25 protein-coding genes and 2 pseudogenes are annotated in these 21993 nt (G+C 53.7%); 15 read left to right on the top strand and 12 right to left on the bottom strand.

What is annotated here, in order from left to right; translation table 11 throughout:
• Together FD737_RS20210 and FD737_RS20205 are read right to left on the bottom strand one after the other, a co-directional pair.
• Positions 1 to 125: pseudogene (locus tag FD737_RS20210) on the bottom strand (acetyl-CoA carboxylase biotin carboxyl carrier protein); the annotation flags it as partial.
• Between the two features lie 226 nt (positions 126 to 351).
• Positions 352 to 894 (bottom strand): chorismate mutase, encoded by a 543-nt coding sequence (locus FD737_RS20205; protein WP_160834412.1) that lies wholly within the window; start codon positions 892 to 894, stop codon positions 352 to 354.
• 144 nt (positions 895 to 1038) lie between these two features.
• Here FD737_RS20205 and FD737_RS20200 point away from each other — a divergent pair, with 144 nt between their 5' ends.
• From FD737_RS20200 to FD737_RS20180, 5 genes are all read left to right on the top strand, one after another.
• Positions 1039 to 1611 carry a peroxiredoxin gene (locus FD737_RS20200; RefSeq protein ID WP_160834411.1) on the top strand — a complete coding sequence of 191 codons (573 nt, stop codon included), beginning with the start codon at positions 1039 to 1041 and terminating at the stop codon, positions 1609 to 1611.
• A gap of 15 nt (positions 1612 to 1626) precedes the next feature.
• Positions 1627 to 2856 carry a protein-disulfide reductase DsbD gene (locus FD737_RS20195; RefSeq protein ID WP_160834410.1) on the top strand — a complete coding sequence of 410 codons (1230 nt, stop codon included), beginning with the start codon at positions 1627 to 1629 and terminating at the stop codon, positions 2854 to 2856.
• A gap of 17 nt (positions 2857 to 2873) precedes the next feature.
• On the top strand, positions 2874 to 3425 hold the full coding sequence (locus tag FD737_RS20190; RefSeq protein WP_160834409.1) for a sigma-70 family RNA polymerase sigma factor: 552 nt from the start codon (positions 2874 to 2876) through the stop codon (positions 3423 to 3425).
• A complete protein-coding gene (locus FD737_RS20185; RefSeq protein WP_160834408.1) occupies positions 3418 to 4047 on the top strand; it encodes an NrsF family protein in 630 nt (209 codons plus the stop codon). Before FD737_RS20190 ends, FD737_RS20185 begins: the two co-directional genes overlap by 8 nt.
• A 133-nt stretch (positions 4048 to 4180) precedes the next feature.
• Positions 4181 to 4825 (top strand): hypothetical protein, encoded by a 645-nt coding sequence (locus FD737_RS20180; RefSeq protein ID WP_097118886.1) that lies wholly within the window; start codon positions 4181 to 4183, stop codon positions 4823 to 4825.
• Positions 4826 to 4920: 95 nt separating this feature from the next.
• Here the strand turns inward: FD737_RS20180 and FD737_RS20175 are convergent, their stop codons facing one another.
• A complete protein-coding gene (locus FD737_RS20175) occupies positions 4921 to 5316 on the bottom strand; it encodes a helix-turn-helix domain-containing protein (protein WP_097118885.1) in 396 nt (131 codons plus the stop codon).
• 100 nt (positions 5317 to 5416) lie between these two features.
• Between FD737_RS20175 and FD737_RS20170 the strand changes: the two genes are divergently transcribed.
• On the top strand, positions 5417 to 6148 hold the full coding sequence (locus FD737_RS20170; protein WP_097118884.1) for an SDR family NAD(P)-dependent oxidoreductase: 732 nt from the start codon (positions 5417 to 5419) through the stop codon (positions 6146 to 6148).
• A 116-nt stretch (positions 6149 to 6264) separates the two neighbouring features.
• On the opposite strand, the gene FD737_RS20165 is transcribed toward FD737_RS20170, so the two are convergent.
• Positions 6265 to 6615 carry a TonB family protein gene (locus FD737_RS20165; RefSeq protein ID WP_058960242.1) on the bottom strand — a complete coding sequence of 117 codons (351 nt, stop codon included), beginning with the start codon at positions 6613 to 6615 and terminating at the stop codon, positions 6265 to 6267.
• 138 nt (positions 6616 to 6753) lie between these two features.
• Here FD737_RS20165 and FD737_RS20160 point away from each other — a divergent pair, with 138 nt between their 5' ends.
• Positions 6754 to 7125, top strand: a complete 372-nt coding sequence (locus tag FD737_RS20160) for a hypothetical protein (protein WP_160834407.1) — start codon at positions 6754 to 6756, stop codon at positions 7123 to 7125.
• Positions 7126 to 7235: 110 nt separating this feature from the next.
• On the opposite strand, the gene FD737_RS20155 is transcribed toward FD737_RS20160, so the two are convergent.
• Positions 7236 to 8303 (bottom strand): SDR family oxidoreductase, encoded by a 1068-nt coding sequence (locus tag FD737_RS20155; protein WP_160834406.1) that lies wholly within the window; start codon positions 8301 to 8303, stop codon positions 7236 to 7238.
• Positions 8304 to 8403: 100 nt separating this feature from the next.
• Here FD737_RS20155 and FD737_RS20150 point away from each other — a divergent pair, with 100 nt between their 5' ends.
• On the top strand, positions 8404 to 9306 hold the full coding sequence (locus FD737_RS20150) for a LysR family transcriptional regulator (protein ID WP_097118880.1): 903 nt from the start codon (positions 8404 to 8406) through the stop codon (positions 9304 to 9306).
• Positions 9307 to 9412: 106 nt separating this feature from the next.
• On the opposite strand, the gene FD737_RS20145 is transcribed toward FD737_RS20150, so the two are convergent.
• Positions 9413 to 10834: a hypothetical protein gene (locus FD737_RS20145; protein ID WP_160834405.1), complete on the bottom strand. Its 1422-nt coding sequence runs from the start codon at positions 10832 to 10834 to the stop codon at positions 9413 to 9415.
• Positions 10835 to 11057: 223 nt separating this feature from the next.
• Here FD737_RS20145 and FD737_RS20140 point away from each other — a divergent pair, with 223 nt between their 5' ends.
• Together FD737_RS20140 and FD737_RS20135 are read left to right on the top strand one after the other, a co-directional pair.
• Positions 11058 to 12452: an amidase gene (locus FD737_RS20140; RefSeq protein WP_160834404.1), complete on the top strand. Its 1395-nt coding sequence runs from the start codon at positions 11058 to 11060 to the stop codon at positions 12450 to 12452.
• A 117-nt stretch (positions 12453 to 12569) separates the two neighbouring features.
• Positions 12570 to 13505 (top strand): helix-turn-helix domain-containing protein, encoded by a 936-nt coding sequence (locus FD737_RS20135; protein WP_097118877.1) that lies wholly within the window; start codon positions 12570 to 12572, stop codon positions 13503 to 13505.
• A gap of 12 nt (positions 13506 to 13517) precedes the next feature.
• Here the strand turns inward: FD737_RS20135 and FD737_RS20130 are convergent, their stop codons facing one another.
• The 6 genes from FD737_RS20130 to FD737_RS20105 form a co-directional block, all read right to left on the bottom strand.
• Positions 13518 to 14108: an ANTAR domain-containing response regulator gene (locus tag FD737_RS20130; RefSeq protein ID WP_160834403.1), complete on the bottom strand. Its 591-nt coding sequence runs from the start codon at positions 14106 to 14108 to the stop codon at positions 13518 to 13520.
• A 128-nt stretch (positions 14109 to 14236) separates the two neighbouring features.
• Positions 14237 to 14941, bottom strand: coding sequence for an ABC transporter ATP-binding protein (locus FD737_RS20125; RefSeq protein ID WP_097118875.1), 705 nt, complete (start codon positions 14939 to 14941; stop codon positions 14237 to 14239).
• Positions 14934 to 15665: an ATP-binding cassette domain-containing protein gene (locus tag FD737_RS20120; protein ID WP_097118874.1), complete on the bottom strand. Its 732-nt coding sequence runs from the start codon at positions 15663 to 15665 to the stop codon at positions 14934 to 14936. Before FD737_RS20120 ends, FD737_RS20125 begins: the two co-directional genes overlap by 8 nt.
• Positions 15662 to 16693 carry a branched-chain amino acid ABC transporter permease gene (locus FD737_RS20115; RefSeq protein WP_160834402.1) on the bottom strand — a complete coding sequence of 344 codons (1032 nt, stop codon included), beginning with the start codon at positions 16691 to 16693 and terminating at the stop codon, positions 15662 to 15664. Before FD737_RS20115 ends, FD737_RS20120 begins: the two co-directional genes overlap by 4 nt.
• On the bottom strand, positions 16693 to 17562 hold the full coding sequence (locus FD737_RS20110; RefSeq protein ID WP_160834401.1) for a branched-chain amino acid ABC transporter permease: 870 nt from the start codon (positions 17560 to 17562) through the stop codon (positions 16693 to 16695). The genes FD737_RS20115 and FD737_RS20110 overlap by 1 nt, the downstream gene beginning before the upstream one ends.
• 12 nt (positions 17563 to 17574) lie before the next feature.
• Positions 17575 to 18810: an ABC transporter substrate-binding protein gene (locus FD737_RS20105; protein WP_160834400.1), complete on the bottom strand. Its 1236-nt coding sequence runs from the start codon at positions 18808 to 18810 to the stop codon at positions 17575 to 17577.
• 447 nt (positions 18811 to 19257) lie between these two features.
• Here FD737_RS20105 and nthA point away from each other — a divergent pair, with 447 nt between their 5' ends.
• From nthA to FD737_RS20075, 5 genes and pseudogenes are all read left to right on the top strand, one after another.
• A complete protein-coding gene (gene nthA / locus FD737_RS20100; RefSeq protein WP_160834399.1) occupies positions 19258 to 19842 on the top strand; it encodes a nitrile hydratase subunit alpha in 585 nt (194 codons plus the stop codon).
• Between the two features lie 13 nt (positions 19843 to 19855).
• Entirely contained in the window at positions 19856 to 20158 is a 303-nt protein-coding gene (locus FD737_RS24205) for an SH3-like domain-containing protein (protein ID WP_097118870.1), read from the top strand.
• Between the two features lie 9 nt (positions 20159 to 20167).
• A pseudogene (locus tag FD737_RS24200) lies at positions 20168 to 20536 on the top strand (SH3-like domain-containing protein).
• Positions 20529 to 20981, top strand: a complete 453-nt coding sequence (locus tag FD737_RS20080) for a nitrile hydratase accessory protein (protein ID WP_160834396.1) — start codon at positions 20529 to 20531, stop codon at positions 20979 to 20981. Before FD737_RS24200 ends, FD737_RS20080 begins: the two are co-directional and overlap by 8 nt.
• 15 nt (positions 20982 to 20996) lie before the next feature.
• Positions 20997 to 21983: a HoxN/HupN/NixA family nickel/cobalt transporter gene (locus FD737_RS20075; RefSeq protein ID WP_160834395.1), complete on the top strand. Its 987-nt coding sequence runs from the start codon at positions 20997 to 20999 to the stop codon at positions 21981 to 21983.
• Positions 21984 to 21993: the final 10 nt, after the last annotated feature.

Here is a 21993-nt window from a genome sequence, read left to right as displayed (position 1 = left end):
GGATAGCCAGCGTTCGCAGGTGAACGGCTGATACGAACTGACTCTTCGCCTTCAGAGATTTCCAGCTCGGAGATGCCAGACTCTTCTACCAGTTCGATCAGTTTCTTAATTTTACGAATATCCATGAAAAACTTTTCCTACGCGTTATCAACTCGCAGCAGTTATAGCAGAGGGGATTCTTGAGCAGGACATAGGGAGTTCAGTTGGGGTTATAAGGAAAAGGTGGCGGAGTGGATCGTTGGTCATCTGAATTTTATCCCGAGGTGGAGATATCGTGGATAATATTGCAGTCTTAAAGGTAAACGACATATTAGGGAGGCGTAATCTTATTACGCCTCTTATGAATAACCGCTACTTCTTCAGACTAATTTTCTGCAGGGCTTCCCACAACCGCGTTTTATCACCCTGTTCCAGATTCGCTTGATCAAGCGTGTGCAGAAAGGCGGCTTTATCGATGAAAGGTTTTCCCTCGGCTAACTGCCCACGGATACCGCTCAGAATGCTGGCGGTCAGCACATTAATTTTGCTTCTGACCTGATCCAGCGGCAAAGGCTGCCAACCTTGTTCAGGTGTGGAGAGCCAATCTGCGCGATAGCGATATTGAATCGCTTTTGCTGCATCCATCTGAGCCTGCACAAAGGGTTTAACAGACTCGCCCGCTAAGCCCAGCTTTTCGGCTTGCAGCACAGCACTAGCCAGCACTTTTTCTTCTTGAGGCAAATCTTCAATCGCAAGATGATTGGCGGCTTTATAACCGGCCACATCCTTCATATAGGACAGGCGTTGATTGATCAGGGAAGCCACATCGCTATCAATGACAGGTGCCGCCAGCGCGGTGGCCGAGCAAGATAACCCAATTAACAAAATGATTTTACTGAAATAATTCCGATTCATCTCTCTTAGCCTCTTTTTCCATGAGTCACATTGCGTCGCTAATTTAACTTTTTTTTACTGGCACCGAAACCTTTCCGCCCCCTCCAGCGAACTGATGTATTGAGTCACTAAAACCGGACCTCCCTTACATCGCAGGAGCAGATAATGAAATCGTTTAAAACCCTCGTTTGCACTCTGAGCATCACCGCCGCATTGAGCCTCTCTGCCACCGCTTTTAACGCCAGCGCCGCGCTGCCGGTTGGTGCAAAGGCACCAAATTTCGAACTGCAAGGTGCATTAGCTGGCAAACCATTGACCTTCTCGCTGCAAAAAGCGCTGCAAAAAGGGCCAGTGGTGCTTTACTTCTTCCCGGCCGCATTCAGTGCGGGCTGTACGATTGAAGCGCATGACTTCGCCGAAGCCACCGACAACTTCACCAAAATGCACGCCACAGTTATTGGTGTGACTGCAGGCAATACCGATCAGGTGAGCGATTTCTCTAAACTGGAGTGCCGTGACAAATTCGCTGTTGCCGCCGACCCAGGTGCAAAAGTGGCCGCTCAGTATCAAACCACCATGCAGATGAAAGGCAAAACCCTTTCCGATCGTACCTCTTATGTTATTGCGCCTAATGGCGACATCCTGCTGAGTTACACTGATAGAAACCCGGATACGCACATTGAGAAAGCCCTCGCCGCCGTGAAGCAGTACGACGCTGCACATCCGCAAACTAACTAAGCAAAGAGGCCAGCGATGTTAACCGCCATGCTGGCCGCCTTCATTGGCGGCATTATTCTTAATCTTATGCCCTGCGTTTTTCCAGTCATCTCACTGAAAGCGCTGGGTTTGTTACGCCACACGGACAACGCTGCTAGCGCGCGACGAGAAGGTTTGGGTTTCCTGCTTGGTGTGATCGTCACCATGATGGCGCTGGCAGGGATTTTGCTGGCCGCGCGCGCAGGCGGGGCCGCTGTCGGTTGGGGTTTCCAACTGCAATCTCCCCTGGTGATCGCCCTGCTGTCGCTGGTGATCCTCGCCGCCGCGCTTAACTTACTGGGCGTGTTTGAAGTGGGCTTGTCCGTCCAGCGCGTGGGCGCGGTGGAAATCAATCGCGGCGCATTTTTACGATCTGCGCTCACCGGTGCGCTAGCGATTATCGTTGCCACCCCCTGCGCTGCCCCCTTCATGGCCAGTGCCATTGGTTATGCGCTGTTGCAACCTCCGGCCGTGGCCTTGGTGATCTTCTTTGCACTGGCACTGGGGTTTGCCGCGCCCTTCACGTTGGTTTCCTTGTTCCCGCGTCTGGCAAAGTTCCTGCCACGACCAGGTGCATGGATGGATGTGTTGAAACGCGGTCTGGCCTTCCCAATGTTCGGCGCTTATGCCTGGCTGGTGTGGGTGCTCGCGCAACAGGCAGGCAGCGCGGCATTGGCTACACTGTTAGCAGCCTCAGTGGTTGTAGCATTCGCGGGCTGGCTATATGGGATGGCGCAACATCGCCGCTTTGCCGGTAAAGGCCATAAAGTGCTGTTCGCCGTGACCGCCGTATTGGTTATCGCCGTGCTGGCCCCACTGCCGCAGTTAATTCAACCGGGCGCAGCGCTGGCAGGTGACCAGGTAGCCAGCCAGCTCACTAAAGAGAAGTGGACACCGCAAGCCGTCGCCTCTCAACGTGGACACGGTAAAGCCATCTTTGTCGATTTCACCGCCTCATGGTGTATTACCTGTCAGGTGAATGAAAAAACCTCCCTTTCGACGCAGGTAGTTAAAGACGCGTTGGCAAAAACCGGTACGGTGTATATGGTGGCGGACTCCACCAAGTTTAATCCCGATGTCGATGACGCCATGAGCGAGTTTGGTCAGGGCGGACTGCCGATGTATCTGGTTTACCCCGCCGATGGCGGGCCGCCAAAAGTGCTGCCGCAAGTGCTGACACCGAGCATTGTGGTGAATGCGCTGCAAGCGGCCAGCACCAAGGCGTAATTGTTTCAAGGCGGATTATGCAAGCAAGTGATAGCGCGCACGAAAGTTGGCCCGCGCTAATGGAACAGGCGCAGGCGGGCGATCAGCTCGCTTACACCCGACTGCTCAAAGCGCTAGTGCCGGTGATACGCGGACAAATACGCCAACAACTCACCGACCAGGCATTAGTGGAAGATGTGATTCAGGATGTGCTGCTAACGGTGCATCGGGTGCGTCACACCTATGATCCTGCCTACCCGTTCTTACCCTGGCTGATGGCCATCATCTCCGCTCGCGCCGTGGATGCCCTGCGGCGACGCGGACGCCATCAGCAATGGGAAGTCCACGAAGAAACGCTAACTGAAGCTGCCATTGCGCCAGAGGCACCATCGCTGGATACACAAGAGGAACTGGCTGGCTATCTGCGCAAGCTTCCCTCGCGCCAGCGCGAGATTGTCGAACATGTTCACTTGCGCGAAATGAGCCTGACGGAAGCGGCAGAACATAACAATTTAAGTGTGGCAGCGGTGAAATCGCTGTTGCATCGCGCGCTGAGTAATCTGCGTCGCTTTGGAGCACACCATGAATAATCATGACCTGTTAATCGAAAAACTCAGCCGCGACATGCAGCCCGTTCAACCGATGCGGCCGACTTATTGGCGTGTCTTGATGTGGCTGCTGCTGGCACTGCCCTGCGGCATCGCCGCCAGTTTTCTGGTGCAGCGCACCCTCACCGACTGGTCACAACCCGGTGCGATGCGCGCGCTCATCCAGTTGGCGCTGGCGTTTGTGCTCGGCTTGTTTGCGATTCGTAATGCGTTCAACATGAGCATCCCTGGCCGCCGCAGTGTCAGTTGGAAAGTGCTGCTGACGCTGGGTTTATTGTGGTTGGGATTGAGCCTGAGCAGTATCCCGCACGCCGTAGTGGAGGCACATGATAATGACAGCACGCGCTGTTTTACCTTCCTGTTAGTGGTGAGCACACCGATGATGCTGCTGATGATTGCCAGTTTACGCAAGACACGTGCACTCCATCCGGTACGCAGCCTGGCGATGGCCGGACTGGGCATATCCTGCATGGCCGTCACCATGCTGGCGTTTTGCCATCCGGTGCATCTGCATCCGATGGATTTTGTCATGCATCTAGCCGCCATTGCGGTGATTATCGTTATGACAGTGCTGCTTGGTCGTCGCTGGGTAAGATTGGGTTGAGGTGATAAAAGGATGTCATTCTCCCTATTAAAATAGAAAACAGGAGTCTGGCTCTCATTAAATCCACCTCATCCCTATCCTTTCATGTGTTAAGTTAATTAATGGAGAGAGGCAATCAAGTGAAGGAATACACATGCCAGTGCTTAACAAGGGGGATTCAAATATGGCCATAATGCCAATGTCATACAGCCCCAATACATTACAACGACGTTTTGAGATTATTGATGAGTTTGAAATGGGTAGTTCTACTTACTGGATTATCTATGATCGAAAAACACCTTTTTCAGCAGTCGTCGATGCTGGTCCAGCATTAATCGAGAACGATTTACGTCATCGCGTCATTGCTACGTTGGAACTGATTCGCGTTGAACATTTTGATGGGCTCAGCGTAAAGTCATTCTGGCAGGATGCTGCCGCGCTGCAGGTTGAAGGGGTTGTGGTACAAGAGATCATGCAAGGTTTTGGTCTTGCAACCCGCATGTATGAAACCTTGGTGGTGCATCAAAATATCACGCTGATGAGTGATCATCACCACTATGAAGGCGGAAAAGCACTTTGGAAACACATTGCGCAGAAGTCTCGTCTGTTGCAGGTTTTTGTTTTAGATACAAACGAAGGTAAATTTTATCCCTACGACGGCACCAAAATACGTTATGACGGCATTTGCATCCCCGAAAGTAAAATATGGAGTGTTCATCCTGATGAATCCTTGCAGGGGATTATTTTGATTGCTGAGGCTAAAGAAAAAGTCTCAGCATTATCCGTCCCTGTTATATAAACAGGTAAAAATAAAGGTGAGTAAAACGGCAGCGCATGAAGTGTAAAATATCGCGCTGCCCGTCTTTCTGAGTTCATCTAATTAAAACCCAACCATTAGGCTTCTTCCGCCACCTTCTTTTCTTCATTACGAGCAATGTCGTAAGCGGCTTGAGCCTGTTCCATCACCGGGCCGTACTCCATCGCCCAACTCGCCAGGGCCATAAAGGGCTGCTGCAGCGTCTGCGCTAAAGGTGTGATGCTGTATTCCACGCTCACCGGCGAAGTTGGTAGCACTTTACGGTTCACAAGACCATTGCGCTCCAGACGTTTGAGCGCATCCGCCAGTGCTTTATGGGTAATCCCCTCCAGTCTGCGGCGAATCTCATTGAACCTTGAGGGCTGTGTGCAAAGCACGGTGAGAATTAATATCGACCATTTATTGGTGATGTTTTCCAAAACAGGTCGGGTTTTACCGATATCAATCAAAGGCTTGTCAGTTTTCTCATTCATGGCGATATACCCGTATATATCTGATATAAACTAAGTGCGTATTTGATATCAAGTATAGTTTTTATATCATCTGGGTTCCACTCTTAAAGGAGCATTGCAGATGAGCAGATTAGAAAACAAAGTTGCCGTGGTACTGGGCGGCGCAAAAGGTATCGGTTTGGCGATCAGCCAGCGTTTCGCCAGCGAAGGAGCAACCACCTGGTTTACCTCCCGTCGTGAAGAAGAATTAGCTACTGCCAGCCGCAAGATATCCGGCATCGCGAAGCCATTACGCGCCGATGTTAGTCAGAACGAAGAGCTGGCCGATATTATGGACACCATCAAAAGCACGTCAGGCCATTTGGATGTGTTGGTGATCAATGCGGGTATGTCGGAATACGCCCGGTTAGACGAGATCAGTGAGTCTCACTACGAGCAGATTTTCGGACTTAACGTGCGCTCGCCGCTCTTTGCCTTACAAGCTGCGTTGCCCCTGTTGAAACCGGGTGCGAGCGTGGTTCTGATTGGCTCGATTGCGGATGTGATTGGCACGGAAGGCTATGGTGTTTACTCTGCCAGCAAAGCCGCTCTGCGCTCCTTTGCCCGCACCTGGACCCGTGAACTCGCCGCACGCGGTATCCGCGTCAATGTGGTCGCACCCGGCCCTGTGGATACTGAAATGATGGCGGCGGCTTCAGAACAGGTTCGAAATGGTCTCACCAGCGCCATCCCCCTCGGCAGAATGGCAAAACCGGAAGAGGTGGCAAATGCTGCGTTGTTCCTTGCCAGTGATGAAAGCAGTTACATCGCGGGCGCTGAGATCTGCGTTGATGGTGGATTGACCCAGGTTTAGATGCGGCATACAAACAGCCATCGCAGGATGGCTGTCACTTCATTTCAGGGCAGACACGGTTCGAAATCAGTATGCTTTTCTCACCACACCTTAGGCGCTCTATGATCACTCACCGATCACAACATCGAATCACTGATATTGGGCGGAGGACTCACGCGCATCACCACTTTCATTGGAATATTTTTAGCGGGATGGCCTTTTTCAAATCGCCATTTGTTCACCGCTCTTATAACCGCGTCATCAAACAGATGGTCGGGTGTGGATTGCACAATGCGCATTTCACTGACCTTCCCTTGCGCATCGACATCATAAAAAAATTGCACCTTTCCTTCGATATGATTCTTTGCAGCATAAAAAGGATATTCAGGCTTATCCATTCGCAAGGCTTTAGGCTGTGCTTTATTGGCGGATGAAGTGGTGCAACCTGATAATGCCAGAGTGAGAATGATGGGTATGACCTTAAACATAACAACCTCCTGTTGTTGAGAATCATTATCATGTTATCATCACATGATATCAACAAGATAGCGCCAGTTTAGCGTAAAGAATCCTTCATTAGGCTTCTGCTAGCATGTTCATCCATCAAGATTAAGGAATAATCGTCGATGAAAAACATCGTATTTATCTACATGCCCAGTCCAACATTGTTAAGAACACCGGGATTCGGAGTGAGTGGCGGATTATTTGCCTGCTTTCGCGAAGATAAATATATCGCCGCAGTGCAGAAGGCGATTGATAAACGCCAATTGAACTGGCGCTTCACTCGCGACACCACAGAATCGAATATTGAAATGCTTATGGACGAAGGTGTTGAATTACTGGTCTGTGCACCCGGCCTGCGATTTATGATTTATCGCATGAATTTTGATAAGCAACGCATAGTGTTACTCACCACTATGGAATACCTGAGTAACGACGTCCGGCCTGTTATGCGTAAAATACGGGAACGGGAAGACAGGGAAGATTTGTTGGACTAAAGGGCTCGAATACCCCATGTCGGATATTGCAGCCTCAAAATAGTATGAGTTGCTGTTGATGAAGGTGCGCGTTGATGCGCACCTGGATAACCGGTCACGATGAAAAAAAGCTACTGCGGAATCACCTTCTCCGCTTTCAGCCGATCAAACAGCGCAATAAACGAATCCAGCGTGGAACGATAGCCGATGAATCCCGCTTTGCGGCTTTTGCTCATGTCGGTGAATGCTTCCATTGGACGCCCAAGGTCCGCATCGGTGTGCCACCACGAAGCCAGCTTATTAACGTCCGCCTCTTGCAGCTGTTCGCGCGCGGCAATTTCACGCCATGCGTCGGCGGCCTGTTGCATGCGCCCTTCCAGAGGCATCATCTGTGCAGGATACGCGGCGGCTTCAACGTTAAAGTAAGCGGCCAGTCGTGGCCACAGCCAGTTCCAGCGGAATACATCGCCGTTGACCGCGTTGAAGTCCTGATTCGCTGCTTCATCCGCCATCGCTGCCCAAAACAACTGCTCCGCCAGCAAACCGGCGTCAGTCACATCAGCAATACCGTTCCACTGTTCCGGCGAGCCGGGGAAGATAAATGGCCAGCCCTTCTCGCGACACAGCGTGGCATACACCGCCAGCGTCTGCCCCATGTTCATGGCGTTGCCCACTGCATAACCGATGATGGTGTGCGGGCGATGCACGCTCCAGCGATAGCCATATTGCTCGGCACCGGCAAAGATTTCATCTTCCTGCGCATAGTAGAAGTTATCGACCGGCTGGCGTCCCTGTTCTTCACGGAACGGCGTCACCGGCACAGCTCCTTTGCCATACGCCTCAAATGGACCCAGATAGTGTTTCAGCCCGGTCACCAGCGCCACGTGCGCACCGTTCAGGCGCTCACCCAGCGCTTCAATCACATTACGCACCATGCCGCCGTTCACGCGAATGTTCTCTTTTTCGTTCTCCTGACGCGCCCAGACGCTAAAGAACACCGCATCAGGCTTCTCTTGTGACAGTGCAGTGCTGACCGCGTCAGCGTCGGTCAGATCTGCGGTCAGACTGCGGCACCCTTCGGGGATCGCGCCGCGCCCGCGTGACAATCCGGTCACCTGCCATCCTTCACTTTGCAGTTTTTCCGCCAGCGCACGCCCAATCACACCGCTAATGCCGACAATTAACGCTTGCTTTTGCATTTCAATTCTCCTCGGTTTCGGTAATCATTAGCCTAATAGAGAATTCAATTCCTATCTCTGGCTTTAATTCACATCATTCATAACCTGGATTCACGAATAGATGCACGATCAACGCCTGAAAGATATCGTACCCTTTGTGGCCAGCGTCGAAAGCGGCAGTTTCGCGGCAGCGGCAGAACGTTTACACCTGACCGGTTCGGCCGTCAGTAAAAGCGTCACGCGACTTGAGACGCGACTCGGCTCACGCTTGCTGGAACGCACCACGCGCAGTCTGAAGCTCACCGATGCAGGCAACGCCTACTACCAAACCTGCCTGCGCATTATGGAGGAGCTGGCCGAAGCCGAAGCGGTGCTGGCGGCGCAGCGCACCATTCCTTCGGGGCGATTGCGCGTGGCGGTGCCAAATACTTATGGCCGACTGGGCGTCATGCCGCTGCTGATTCCATTTTGTCAGCAACATCCCGAGCTGGAACTCAATCTCACCTTCTCAGATCGTTTTATCGATCTGTTTGATGAGGGGATCGATGTCGCGGTGCGCATTGGCGGATCGCCGGATGTACCCGCTTCACTCGGCTGCCGTCAGATGGGTCGCGAGCGCATGGTGTTTTGCGCTGCACCCGATTATCTGGCGCGCCATGGACGTCCTCACAATGAAAGCGAGCTATTACAACATCAGGCCATCATGTATGAACGCGTGGATGGCAGCAGCAAGCCATGGCTGTTCACCACTTCAGATGGTCACCCGCACTGGCGCAATGTGCCACACCGGATGGCACTGGGTGATGTCGATGCACAAGTCCAGGCGCTGTGTGGCGGATTAGGCGTGGCGCAGATGCCCTCCTGGCTGGTGCGCGAGCCGCTGGCGCGCGGTGAACTGGAGATTATCTTGCCGGAGCAACAGCCCGATGGATTGGCTCTGACGCTGATATGGCCACGCCGCAAGCAGCTGTTACCGAAAGTCGATGCGCTATTGGCCGCGCTGGCAGAATTAGAGATTCGCTGAGGTGTGCGGCCTGAAAGCCGCCTGCTACCGCGTGCGCGACCATAATGACGTGCAGGTTTTTCAGCGGGCCAGTGTCCCCGTATCGGGATCGCACCGGAGATCCTGATTAATTTTCAGGGTCAAACAGTGCGCGGGCGTAATTCTGTGAAGAGACATTTTTCTCGCTGTGCGGGATCTCCACGCTATCGATGAGCTTGGCTTGCTGATAGCTTTTCACCGTCTCATGCTGAGTGAGTTGCTGCGTGGTCTGCGCAGCCAGCTCACCTTTTTTGTTCTGGGAAACCACGGTCTGGCTGCGCTCTTCATCGTCAATCAGATGATAGCGGTAATTTTGAGATGACTTAAGTGCCGTCAGTTTCGCTGCCCCGTCAGAATCCAGCGCGGTGTGGAAACTGGCTTTGAGTTTGAACAGCGTATCCTGTGTCAAATCCTGGCTATCAGTGTGTTGCTGCGAGCGGGTTTGCTGCGCGACGTCCAAAGAGAAAGTGTCCTGCTCCTCCGGCTTATAAGGATTATCAGAACGTGGCGTCTGCTGATAGCTGGCGGAGAAATCGGCCAATCCACTAATGGCACCGTTTTTAGTGGCATTAGCATCAATGGAGATCACTCGCTGGGTGTTGACGCTATGACTTGCCTGTCCTTGAGTAGTATTCAGCGCCCGGAAGCTGGCTTTGAAGAGATTCAGCATGTCGCGATCGCCGTGCCCACGCGTTGCGGCCTGATCAAATTTGGCAGACCACTGATCGAGTGCGGCGGCCTGCTGTTCGGCGCTGCCTGCCTGAGTCAGCTTTGACACATCCGTATCGAGCTTGATACTGACATCCCCGTTGTGAAAACCGAGCCAGCGCTCTTTATCATCTGCGTGAAGGTTGAGGGACTGCGTCACGTTGTCGCCATTGCGCAGATCGGTCTTCAAATCGACGCTTTGCAACTGCGAGTTATCAAACTTCATCAGGTTGCTGATATCTAGCTGCGTTGTCCCTGCGTCCAAACCGTCCAGCGCTTTTTGCAAACCGTCGGAGAGCTGACTGATGGCTGTAGCCTCATCACTGTTGAGTTTACCCCCACTGGTATTCAGCTCCACCACCAGTCCGGCCTGCTGGCGTGTCATTTGCAGACTCACCTCAATCCCCGATTGTGTGGTCACGGTGAGCGCCACCGCGCTCTGACTGTTGCTGGTGCCGTTGGCTGATGAGGTTGCGGGCACGCTTAACGTGACATTGTCACCACTCTGCACCAGGCCTTTAAGCAAACTGCTGCCGATACCGTTCATACCAACGCCGCCCGATTGTGACGCCGCGTTGAGTTGCGCCTGTAAATTGCTGCTGATCGTGCCGCTGTTCTGTACCTGTGCTGGCACAATTTTATAGATGGCGGCAATCGCCTCGCTTGCTTCACTGAAGGTCACTTTCGTGGACGCTTCAGCCTGTAAGTGGTTTTGTGCTGCATTGCTGTTTGCGGTGGTATTTACGCTTAAACCCGCAGAAATCAGGTTGCGTAGAACGCTGTTGCCAATCCCATTTAGCATCAAAATAATCCTTCTTGTGAACTATTCCTGAAGGTTATCGGCATCATATCGCCATGCTTTAACGTTCCCCTCCGGTTAACGCCAGTTCCTGGTAGGCCGCTGACACTTCTGGCACAGCATCTGTCTGCTTAAACACAGCCGAACCCGCGCGTCTGATTTACGTTGTTGATCAACACATTGTCTACCGCACAGGTAGCCCCCCTTAAACAGAGGTAAGGTCGCGATGAACAATCTGCATTACAAAAGCTTGCTGGAAATTGGACGCCTGATTCAGTCTGGCGACATCACCTCGGTAGCGGTCACTGAATCACTATTAACGCGCATCGACACACTGGATAGCGATCTGCACAGCTATTTCTACGTGATGCGCGACAGTGCATTAAAACAGGCGGCAGAGGCGGATCAGGAAATTGCAGCTGGCAAATTGCGTGGCCCGCTGCACGGCGTGCCGATCGCCTTAAAAGATCTAATCTGGACTAAAGATGCGCCCACCAGCCACGGCATGATCATCCACAAGGATCACTATCCGGCAGAAGACTCCACGGTGGTTGATCGTTTCCGCGCTGCCGGTGCGGTGATCCTCGGCAAGCTGACGCAAACTGAAAGCGCCTTTGCCGATCACCATCCGGAAATCACCCGCCCTAATAACCCCTGGGGCTGCGCCCTCTGGACCGGTGTCTCCTCCAGCGGTTCTGGCGTCGCTACTGCGGCTGGACTCTGTTATGGCGCGATTGGCACCGATACCGGCGGCTCCATTCGCTTCCCGTCAAATGCCAACGGACTGACCGGCATCAAACCGACCTGGGGTCGCGTCACGCGCCACGGTGCCTGTGAGCTGGCGGCGTCGCTCGATCACATCGGTCCGATGGCACGATCCGCAGGCGATGCCGCTGCGATGCTGCAAGCCATTGCCGGGCGCGATGATAAAGATCCGACCTCCAGCAGCGAGCCGGTGCCGGACTACCTGGCGTTGATGACGCACGGCGTTAGCAAAATGCGCATCGGACTGGATGCAGGCTGGGCGTTAGAGAAGGTGGATGCGGAAACCCGTGCCGCGCTGGAATCGGCGATAGCTACCCTGACATCGCTGGGTGCCACCTTCGTGGACATCACTGTGCCAGACACGGAAAAAGCCGCCGCCGAGTGGAGTGCGCTCTGTGCAGTGGAAACCGCCCTGGCGCATGAAGAGACCTATCCGGCGCAGAAAGATCAATACGGTCCAGGGTTATCTGGTCTGCTGGATCTTGGCCATCAGGTCTCCGCACTGGAGTATCAGCGCCTGCTGCTGAGCCGTGCGGCACTGCGTGGCGATATTTCTGCCCTGTTCAGCAAAGTGGATTTGATTCTGGCACCCGCCACCGCTTATGCCGGATTAACCTGGGACACCATGACCCGTTTTGGTACCGATCAGGCACTTTTTAACGGCGTATTGCGCTATACCAGTGCATTTGACGCGAGCGGGCATCCCACCATCACCCTGCCATGTGGCATGACTTCCGCCGGTGCACCCATTGGTTTCCAGTTAGTCGCCGCCCATTTCGATGAAACCGCAATGATTCAGGGCGCCTGGGCTTATCAGCAAGTCACTGAATGGCATAAAAAACATCCTGCTATCTAAAGCTGCTTATTTTGGCCGCACTGCACTTCGGGTGCGGCCTTTTCATGTCGATATGGCCTGAAACTTGCTTGGTTTATTGTGATTTCACCCTTTTCGCCAGGTTTAGGGGATGTTGCCATGAAAGAAACGTTCACCACGGATCACTTAGATAATCGCCACCGCTTTGATGCCTGGCGCGATGCCGTCTGTTCGCGCTTGATTAATGCCGAGGCGCGTCAGGTTAATGCCGGTACTTTTTCCGGCAGCTTTGGTTATTCCATGCTGGGCCATGTCGATATCGCACACCACGTGTCACAAACCGCGCTGGTGTGGCAACGCACCACCGAGTGCATTCGCCGCCATCCTAATCATGATTTTTATCTCGGCTACGTTCGTTCCGGCATCGGGACATTGCGGCAAAACGATAACCAGTCACGGGTGAGCGCAGGGGATGTGGTGATTTACGATGCCGCAACGCCCTTTGATTTCGCCATGGATAACGTAGCCATCAACATTGTGCATTTGCCGCGCCAGATGATTGAAAAAGAGGCACCAGCGATTGCCCGGCTCGCGGGGAAAACGCTGGATCTTAGTCGTCCCGGAATGACCTCACTCAAGCAATTACTGGAAGAGGCATTTGTCTTTAACGCGGAGAGTGAGAACACCTTTCTCGCGGAACAGTTCGCCAATACGTTGATCAATATGATCTCGGTGAGTGTCAATTTGCAGAAAGGCGATGACGCACTAAAACCGGATCTTTACTCGCGGGTGGTGAGTTATTTACGGCAAAATCTGCAGGAAGCGGACCTGACCATGGCGCAAATTGCCAATGCCCATCATGTTTCACCGCGCACCATCAGCCGCGTGTTTGCTGCACACGGCACCACGCCGATGAATTTTGTCTGGCAGGAGCGCCTGCTGGCGTGTCGCAAGGCGCTAGCCGAAGGTAAAGCGCGCAACATCACGCAGGTGGCGCTAGATCACGGCTTTAGCGATATGTCGCATTTCAGTCTCGCCTTCCGCAAAGCCTTTGGTTACACCCCGAGCAGTCTGCTGAGACAAACCGAGGCGTAACGGCGTTTTGTTTTACCCTTTCTGCAACTGACTGATCACACGCTCAGCAGTAAATTCCAGGCTGCTGCGCGTGTTCATCGCTTCGGTACGCATAAAGCGATATGCCCCCGACTCATCCAGACCGAAAGTCTGCATCAACACGCCTTTAGCCTGCGCCAGTCGCTCATTCCTCAGTTTACGCTGTTGGCGAGCCTGCAGTTCACCCCGCAACTGGGCATTCTGCTGGGCGGATCGCCAGGTGCCGATGATCTGCACAATCAAGGCAAAGGGGTTTAGTTCTCGCTCGGCGATGGCAGCGGGTTGCAGTTTCATTAGCAGCGGAAACAAGCGCGCATCGTGGCAGTTCGCCAGGGCAATCACCGGTGTGTAATGCTGTTGCAATGAACGAAACAGCGGCGTTAATACCGCCTCGTGGTGATTTTCAATCGCCACCAACAGCAGTTGCGCGTCAGCCGGACGTCCGGCGACAGGCGGCCAGCTGTGTTGTGCGTGACAACCGATTTGCGTCAACGAGGCACAAAAAGCTCGCACGCTTTGCGAATCAGGATGGAAAATATGCAACCGCACACCCGCAAGCGTTTTCAGCAAAGATGGCTCATTCATGTTTCACCCGTGTGCATTCTGATGTTCGAAGCATCACGTTAGAGGAGTCAGGCAATCGATGCTGTGTTGCTGCTGCCGGGTGCTGTGTCAGGCGAGACAGGGCATGCCCCCCGTCCCGCTTCCACGATTTAGGCGTGAAACCCTAAAAACTGCTCCGCCACACTGGCACTGGGCTGGATGCGCGGATCAATCTGCTGCACAATCTGCCCTTTTTCAATCACATGGATCCGATCCGATAACGCATAAAGAAACTCAATATCCTGCTCTACCAGAATGATCGAGATATCCATTTCATGCCTCAGCCGCTGCAGCGTCTCGATGATCTCCTCACAGATATTCGGTTGAATGCCTTCGGTTGGTTCATCCAGCAACACCAGCTGGGGCTGCCCGCAGAGACAGCGCGCCAACGCCAGCAGTTGCTGCTCGCCGCCCGAGAGCGCCCCGCCCGGTTGAGCCAGTAAACGTTTCAGGCGCGGGAAAATCTCTAGCATCTGCTCGATGATCTGACCCGCGCGCGAAAAGTGCTTCACGCAGCCCATGCGCAGGTTCTCTTCCACCGTCAGCAGCGGGAAGATCTGCCGCCCTTGCGGCACAAAACCGATGCCGGCCGCCGCCCGCTGGTGGGCCTGATAGCGCGTGATATCAATGCCGTTGAGCGCGATTGTTCCCTGCCAGGCGGGTAGCTCTCCCATGATGGTGCGCAGCAGCGTGGTTTTTCCCATGCCGTTGCGTCCTAACACACCGGTGAAGGATTTGGCTCCGACAAACAGCTCGGACAAGTGCAGGACCGGAATTTTGTTGTAGCCCGAGACCATCTCTTTTATTTCAAGCATGTTTGATCTCCAGATTGCCGAGATACGCCTCTTTCACCAGAGGATTCTGCGTCACCTCGCGGAAAGTCCCCTCCGCCAGCACCGCGCCCTGATTAAACACCGTGACCTGCTGCGCGATCATGCTGATGAACTCCATATCGTGCTCCACCACCACCACGGTGCTCTGTTGATTGATCGCTTTAATCAGCTGGGCGGTTTTGCGCACTTCCTGATGCGTCATGCCTGCGGCGGGTTCATCCAGCAACACCAGTTGCGGACGAGAAATCAGGATCATCCCTAACTCCACCCACTGTCGCTGTCCGTGCGCCAGTTCAGAGAGCACGGCATCCTGATGATCTTCCAGTCCGATGTCGTGCAATACCTGATCAATCGCAGCGGACAGAGCCGCTTTCGCCAGCTTATTGGCTGCCGCCTGCCATAGATTCTCCCGAACGCTCAACCCTTCAAAGACGCTCGGCACCTGAGTTTTGATGCCGATGCCCAGCCGGGCAATATCCCACGGACGTTTGCCGGAGATCACTTGATTGCGGTAGCGGCATTCACCGCGTGTGGGCGTTACCTGACCACTGAGCATTTTGAAAAAGGTGCTTTTCCCCGCGCCGTTCGGGCCGATCAGGCAGCGAAGCTCCCCTTCATGCAGGGTGAAATCCACCTCCTTCACCGCATGCACACCACCAAAACTGACGCCCATTTTGCGGGTTTCCAACAGGACTGTTGCCGTCATGGTTTCACCTCACTCACCGATGCGCGGGTTGCCGTCAGCATTTTCGGTCGTTTACGCCGCCAAAATCGCTGTAGGGTCGGTAAAATACCACCGGGGATCAGCAGCACAAACACTGCCAGAATCACGCCGAGTACCAGATTGACATCCACCGTCTGCTGCGCGCCCAGCCGCGTCACCATCCACTGCAACAGCACACAGCTGATCACCGGACCGATCAACGTGCCGCGCCCCCCGACGATCACCCAAATGATGATCTGTGCCGACTGACTGATACTAAACACCCCGGGGCTGACAAAGGCACCCCAGTTGACGTACAGGCATCCAGCTAACCCGGCAATCGCCGCGCCAATGGCAAAGGTGACGAGCTTATGTGCCGGCACGTTGTAGCCGAGCAGTCCTGCGCGCTGTTCGTTTTCCCGAATGGCCACCACCGTTTTGCCAAAGCGGCTGAGCAGCACAAACTTCAGCAGCGCATAGCAGAGCGCCAACGCACCGGCGGTCACCATAAAGATCGCCTCCGGTGACAAAATGGCATCTGGCTGGAATGGCATGTTGAGTGTCGGCACTGACGGAATACCATTGAACCCACCCAGCAGCGCTTCGCCGATATGGTATTCACTGCCCGAGGTGGAGTTTAGCCAGTTAAACAGCACCAGGCTCACGGCTAACGTGATCGCGCCGAGGTACACATCACTGACGCCGCCGTAGAAGATCACGTAACCGAGAAGCAGAGAGAACAGCGTGGGCAGGAGAATCGCCATCACCACCGCCCAGGTGGAATCCCCCCAGTTAATGGCGCAAATGGCGTAGGTATAGGCCCCCAGTCCAAAAAATGCCGCCTGACCAAAACAGAGGATGCCGCCGTAGCCCCAGATAAACGCCAGGCTGAGTGACAACAGTCCCATCACTAAAAACACCGTAATGGAGAGCAAGGTGTACAGCTCAATCGCACCAGCGAGCCAAAACGCCAGCAGGATCAGCATCAGGGCACTGAGCACAATGCGCACTTTTTCCGAAAACAGTTTCATTACAGCGATCTCCTGAAGAAGCGCCCGGTGATACCGTGCGGCAGCAGTCGCAGCAGCACAATGGCACTCAACAGCAGCGCCACCGCACCAAACACCGGCGTGGAGAGATAGGTCACCAGTTGCGAAATGGTGCCAAACAGCGTGGAAGAGGTCAGCGTGCCGGCGATGATGGCGCTGCCCCCGCCGATTACCGTGATAAAGGCTTTGGCAATAAAGCTAACGCCGATGGTCGGTATCACGCCGGTGATCGGTGCCAGCAGCGCGCCACCCAATCCGGAGAGCGCGGCTCCCAGACCGAAGGTCAGGCTGTAGATTTTACCGGGATTGCTGCCTAGCGCCGCCGCCATGCGCGCATTCTGCATGGTGGCACGTGCGCACAATCCCAATGTGGTGAAGCGCAGCAACAGCCACAATGCCGCCACCAGACACAGCGCAAACACAATCATAAACAGCGAATAGCCGCTGGTGCTGTAACTTCCCACATTCACGCTGGGCAGCGGCGAGCTGATGCCCAGCGTGGTGTTGCCAAACAGCATGGTCGCGGCACCGATCAACGCCAGACTCAACCCCCAGGTGGCCAGCATGGTGTCGATCATCCTGCCGTACAGATGACGAATAATGACGCGTTCAATCACCATGCCAAACACGCCAACACAAATCGGCGCAACTACCAGCATGGAGATCCAGATCGGCACGCCAAGGTGGTTAGTGGCCATAATGGCGCTGTAGCCGCCCAGCATCATAAATTCGCCGTGCGCCATATTGACGATTTTCATCATGCCAAACACCACCGCCAGCCCCAGACTCATGATCACCAGCACCGCGATGGCATTCAGCACTTCGATGCCATAGATAACCGACAGATCCATTAGCGCCTCCCGTTACAGCTCAATCTGATACTGTTTGGTATCACGTGGATTTTTCTTCAGGTCGCACACCATGGCGGTATCAACCGGTGCCTGGTTTGTGAAGGTTTCCAGAATCTTCATCTGATGGTTTTCCACCTCGGCAATGTGCACGTCCAGCGAACAGTGATGCGTGGTGGGATCGACACTCAGCTGACCGCTTGGCGAGGTCAGTGTGACGCCCGACTCCAGCGCCTCGATCACTTTCATGCGGTCGATGTCGCCCGCCTTACGCACCCCTTCGGCCCAAATCAACATGCCCTGATACGCGCCCATCGCCAGATCGCTGATGTACATGTCGCCGTAACGCGCATGGAATTTATCGACAAAGGCTTTGTTCTCGGCAGACGGAATTTCTTGCATGTAGTTCGCTGCCACCAGAATGCCGTTGCTCTCTTCCGGCGACAGAATGATGTGTTCATTGCCGCCGCCGAATACGGTAGAGGCGATGGGAATCTTGCCGCTCATGCCTGCCGCATGCCATTGGCGGTAGAAGGAGATGTGCGCCCCGCCCACCAGTGCTGACCACACCATGTCTGGTTTAGCGCTCTGGATTTTTGAAATGGCGGCACCGAAGTCCGTGACATCCAGCGGGAAGTACTCCACCGTCATCACTTCACCGCCGTTGTCACGCACCGACTTCTTCACCCATGACGAAACAATCTGGCCGTAGTTGTAATCCGCCGCCAGCACATAGACTTTCTTGCCCCACTTCTTCATGGCGTACGGCACCAGTTTCTCCACGGTTTGTGCGGGCGTTGAGCCTGAAGAGAAGTAGTTGCGATCGCAGACGCCACCTTCATACTGCGCAGGATAGAAATAGAGCGAACGGAAACGATCCAATACCGGACGAATCACCTCGCGCGACGCAGACGTGATGCCGCCGTGCACCACCGCCACTTTGTCTTTCAGCGCGGCCTGCTGGGCGTATTGCGCGTAGAGCTGCATATTGGATTGCGCGTCGTAATTGATGATTTGCAGCGGTCGGCCCAATAATCCCCCTGCTGCGTTGATCTCATCTGCAGCTAAATTGATGGCGTTGGACATCGGCTTGCCATAAATATCCAGCCCGCCTGACAGGTCGAGAATGCTCGCCACTTTGATGGCGTCTTTGCTGTCAGCGGCTAAGGTGAATTTCGGTACAACCCCTGCAGCCAGACCCAATGCGGATACGGCCGATCCCTGAATAAATGAACGACGACTAATAGCCATAGCACCCTCGCAATGAAGTTATTGGAATAAATAGAGATGATGTATTCCGGGAACCGGAAGAGATAAGCGGATAAAACAGACAGCGCTGTCTGCATTAATGCGAGAAAAGGGCCACAACATTGGGGCACGTTTTTTAGATTAGCAATAAGCGGGCCAAAACCCACGTGGCCGTTCAAATTATCTTTATTCTCTGCCAGCAGAAGCGAAAACGATGAGAAGTATTACTGCATTTAATCCCGCCCACCTTTAATTAATTTTAGCCCTCTCACTTTTCTGCACTTAATTAAAGCAATCAGCACCAGAAGGGTGCAATTAAATTTTTAAACACTGCGCTGTCCGCTCAAACACAGCGAATGGCAGCATTAACAAAGATGTAATTACCAGAAGCGTTAACGTCTCTCACACACTCATTCATCTCATCAGTAAAAAATCTTTTGAGGAGCCATTATGTCGGACCCTTCGGTATTACCTTCGGATGCCGCGTTAAAGATCCGTGCTATCCAATCCCTGTTGGCAGAAAAGGGATTTCTGAGTCAGGAGGTCACTGACACCATCGTGGATTATTTCGAAACCAAAGTAGGACCCCGCAATGGTGCGCAGGTGGTGGCGAGAGCCTGGCGCGATCCCGCCTTCAAAGCACGCTTACTGGAAAATGGCCGCGAGGCGGTGAATGAACTCGGCTTCTCCGGCTTTGAAGCCGCTACCCTGCACGTGCTGGAGAATACCGACAGCGTGCACAACGTAGTGGTGTGCACGCTTTGCTCTTGCTACCCGTGGCCGGTGCTGGGCTTGCCGCCCATCTGGTTTAAATCGACACCCTATCGTTCACGTGTGGTGATTGATCCCCGTGGCGTATTAGCAGAATTTGGCACTGAAATTCCGGCCAATAAGGAGATTCGCGTATGGGACAGCAATGCCGAAATCCGTTACTTCGTGCTGCCACAGCCCCCTGCTGACAGTGAAAGCATGAGTGAGAGCGAGTTGGCCGCATTGGTCACACGCGACTCCATGATCGGCACACGCACGCTTTAAGCGGAGAAACACCATGAATAATATCCACGATTGCGGCGGCATGCAGAATTTAGGTCCAATCGAGATTGAAGCCGATGAGCCTCATTTTCACAGCCAATGGGAAAAAGATATTTTCGCCACCACGCTGGTGTTCTTTATGAGCGGAAAAATCGTGCTTGATGATTTCCGTTATGAAATTGAGAAAATGTCCGTAACGGAATATCTGCAATCCAGTTATTACGAACACTGGTTATTTGCCATTGAGCAGTTGATGAGTAAAACCGGCGTATTCACTGAACAAGAATTGCAGCAGCGTCTCAGCGAACTCTCCGCCTGAGGATACAACATGAATACTTATTCGCCTCAGGGCTACCTGGATTTAATTACTACACCGCCCAATTACCATCGTGATGTTGAGGTCGAACCGCAATATCAACCGGGTGATAGTATTATCACGCATAATTCAAATCCGCTGAGTCATACACGCCTGCCGCGCTATGCGCGTGGTAAAAAGGGCGTGATTGTTGCCAACTACGGTGCCTGCGTATTTCCCGATGCGCTGGTCGCAGAGCAATAGGAGAAACCGCAGTACGTCTACCTGGTGAAATTCATTGCCGCCGATTTGTGGGGAGAGAATAGCGAGAATTTCAGCGTCCACCTGAGCGTCTGGTCCGACTATATTCAGGGCAGATGTGAGGATGCTGCGCATGGATGAGTTAAACGCGATTATTGCTCAGGTGAACGAAGCCGATCCCACCTTTGCACAACCCTGGGAAGCCGATGCGTTTGTCATCGCGGTGGCCCTGTCTCAACGCGGCTATTTTAGCTGGCCACAATGGGTGGAACAATTTGCCCAGGAGATCCGCGACTTCCCGCAGCGCAGCGATGAAAGCGCCCATACCGCCTATTATCGGCAATGGCTGAGCTGTCTGGAAAAGATCCTGTCACAACATCAATTGATTCCGATGTCAGAATTGCTGATTAGTGAAGAGCAGTGGCGCCAGGCTTTCCTCAACACGCCCCATGGCAGCCCGGTGGATCTCGCTGCCGCCAGCTGTCCGCCCGACCACCCGCATGATCATGACCATCATCATCATCACGACCATCACGCCGCGCAGCCACTGATCCAACCGCTGCGCGTCTTTGCCGCTGTCGGGTAATTCTCAGGAGTCTTTATGAAGGTGCTGAGTCATAAGCAAATAGGCGCTGCGGTGATTGGTGGCGCCATGCTGTTTAATTTGCTGGTCATCGGTACGGCGTTGGTGACTTTTCAGCATTCACCGGCCGCGCTGAGTGTCGCGCTGTTAGCCTATCTGTTTGGTTTGCGCCACGCCGTCGATGCCGATCATATCGCCGCCATTGATAATGCCACGCGCAAGTTGAGTAATGAGGGCAAGAGCCCGTTTACCGCAGGTATGTGGTTCTCACTCGGCCACGCTTCGGTGGTGCTGATCGCCTGCCTGATATTCGCTTTGACCACGCAACCTTTGCAGCAGATGTTTCCCGGCGTGAAAGAGATTGGCGGCATGATTAGCACACTGATCTGCGGTGCTTTTCTGCTGCTACTCGCCTGGGCTAACTCCCGCACTTTGTGGCAATGTTTTCGCCAACGTCAGCGGTTGCTGCGTGGCGATGTAACGCGGGTCCCGCAGGAGAGCCATCACCACGGCGTGCTCACCCGGCTATGCGCGCCACTGTTTCGCATGGTGAGCAAAAGCCATCATTTGTTCCTCATCGGTTTCCTGTTCGGCATTGGTTTTGATACAGCAACCGAAGTGGCGATTTTCGGTATGTCCGCCAACCACGCAGCGGGTGGCGAAGCGATGCTGCACATCATGTTGATGCCGCTTTTATTCACTGCCGGCATGATGCTGATCGATACCACAGATGGCGTCATGATGTTGAAACTGTATCGCTGGTCGCAATTCGATCCGTTGCGCAGCCTCACTTACACCCTCGCCATTTCATCACTCTCAATTGTGGTGGCCTTCGCGATTGGCTGTTACGAAGTGTCGACGGTGTTACAACTCAACACGCTGATCTCCCCTGCGCTGGATGGCGTGATGGAAGCAATCATCAGTCAGATGGGTTGGGAGCTGATTATAACGTCCATTACTGTATGGCTACTGTTTTCACAGCGGGTTAAGCGTCGGGCGCTGTAAGTACAATGGC

It is taken from the genome of Pantoea sp. Seng (assembly GCF_009829935.1).
In the GTDB taxonomy this organism is placed as follows: domain Bacteria; phylum Pseudomonadota; class Gammaproteobacteria; order Enterobacterales; family Enterobacteriaceae; genus Pantoea; species Pantoea communis.
This window is presented reverse-complemented; position numbering and strand designations above follow the sequence as displayed.

Coding starts and splice junctions, on each gene's coding strand:
- FD737_RS20135 (WP_097118877.1), top strand. CDS start 12,570: ATGAAAGAAACGTTCACCACGGATCACTTAGATAATCGCCACCGCTTT.
- FD737_RS20080 (WP_160834396.1), top strand. CDS start 20,529: ATGGATGAGTTAAACGCGATTATTGCTCAGGTGAACGAAGCCGATCCC.
- FD737_RS20195 (WP_160834410.1), top strand. CDS start 1,627: ATGTTAACCGCCATGCTGGCCGCCTTCATTGGCGGCATTATTCTTAAT.
- FD737_RS20190 (WP_160834409.1), top strand. CDS start 2,874: ATGCAAGCAAGTGATAGCGCGCACGAAAGTTGGCCCGCGCTAATGGAA.
- FD737_RS20185 (WP_160834408.1), top strand. CDS start 3,418: ATGAATAATCATGACCTGTTAATCGAAAAACTCAGCCGCGACATGCAG.
- FD737_RS20205 (WP_160834412.1), bottom strand. CDS start 894: ATGAATCGGAATTATTTCAGTAAAATCATTTTGTTAATTGGGTTATCT.
- FD737_RS20175 (WP_097118885.1), bottom strand. CDS start 5,316: ATGAATGAGAAAACTGACAAGCCTTTGATTGATATCGGTAAAACCCGA.
- FD737_RS24205 (WP_097118870.1), top strand. CDS start 19,856: ATGAATAATATCCACGATTGCGGCGGCATGCAGAATTTAGGTCCAATC.
- FD737_RS20155 (WP_160834406.1), bottom strand. CDS start 8,303: ATGCAAAAGCAAGCGTTAATTGTCGGCATTAGCGGTGTGATTGGGCGT.
- FD737_RS20130 (WP_160834403.1), bottom strand. CDS start 14,108: ATGAATGAGCCATCTTTGCTGAAAACGCTTGCGGGTGTGCGGTTGCAT.
- FD737_RS20145 (WP_160834405.1), bottom strand. CDS start 10,834: ATGCTAAATGGGATTGGCAACAGCGTTCTACGCAACCTGATTTCTGCG.
- FD737_RS20110 (WP_160834401.1), bottom strand. CDS start 17,562: ATGGATCTGTCGGTTATCTATGGCATCGAAGTGCTGAATGCCATCGCG.
- FD737_RS20140 (WP_160834404.1), top strand. CDS start 11,058: ATGAACAATCTGCATTACAAAAGCTTGCTGGAAATTGGACGCCTGATT.
- nthA (WP_160834399.1), top strand. CDS start 19,258: ATGTCGGACCCTTCGGTATTACCTTCGGATGCCGCGTTAAAGATCCGT.
- FD737_RS20180 (WP_097118886.1), top strand. CDS start 4,181: ATGCCAGTGCTTAACAAGGGGGATTCAAATATGGCCATAATGCCAATG.
- FD737_RS20200 (WP_160834411.1), top strand. CDS start 1,039: ATGAAATCGTTTAAAACCCTCGTTTGCACTCTGAGCATCACCGCCGCA.
- FD737_RS20075 (WP_160834395.1), top strand. CDS start 20,997: ATGAAGGTGCTGAGTCATAAGCAAATAGGCGCTGCGGTGATTGGTGGC.
- FD737_RS20120 (WP_097118874.1), bottom strand. CDS start 15,665: ATGACGGCAACAGTCCTGTTGGAAACCCGCAAAATGGGCGTCAGTTTT.
- FD737_RS20170 (WP_097118884.1), top strand. CDS start 5,417: ATGAGCAGATTAGAAAACAAAGTTGCCGTGGTACTGGGCGGCGCAAAA.
- FD737_RS20115 (WP_160834402.1), bottom strand. CDS start 16,693: ATGAAACTGTTTTCGGAAAAAGTGCGCATTGTGCTCAGTGCCCTGATG.
- FD737_RS20125 (WP_097118875.1), bottom strand. CDS start 14,941: ATGCTTGAAATAAAAGAGATGGTCTCGGGCTACAACAAAATTCCGGTC.
- FD737_RS20105 (WP_160834400.1), bottom strand. CDS start 18,810: ATGGCTATTAGTCGTCGTTCATTTATTCAGGGATCGGCCGTATCCGCA.
- FD737_RS20150 (WP_097118880.1), top strand. CDS start 8,404: ATGCACGATCAACGCCTGAAAGATATCGTACCCTTTGTGGCCAGCGTC.
- FD737_RS20165 (WP_058960242.1), bottom strand. CDS start 6,615: ATGTTTAAGGTCATACCCATCATTCTCACTCTGGCATTATCAGGTTGC.
- FD737_RS20160 (WP_160834407.1), top strand. CDS start 6,754: ATGAAAAACATCGTATTTATCTACATGCCCAGTCCAACATTGTTAAGA.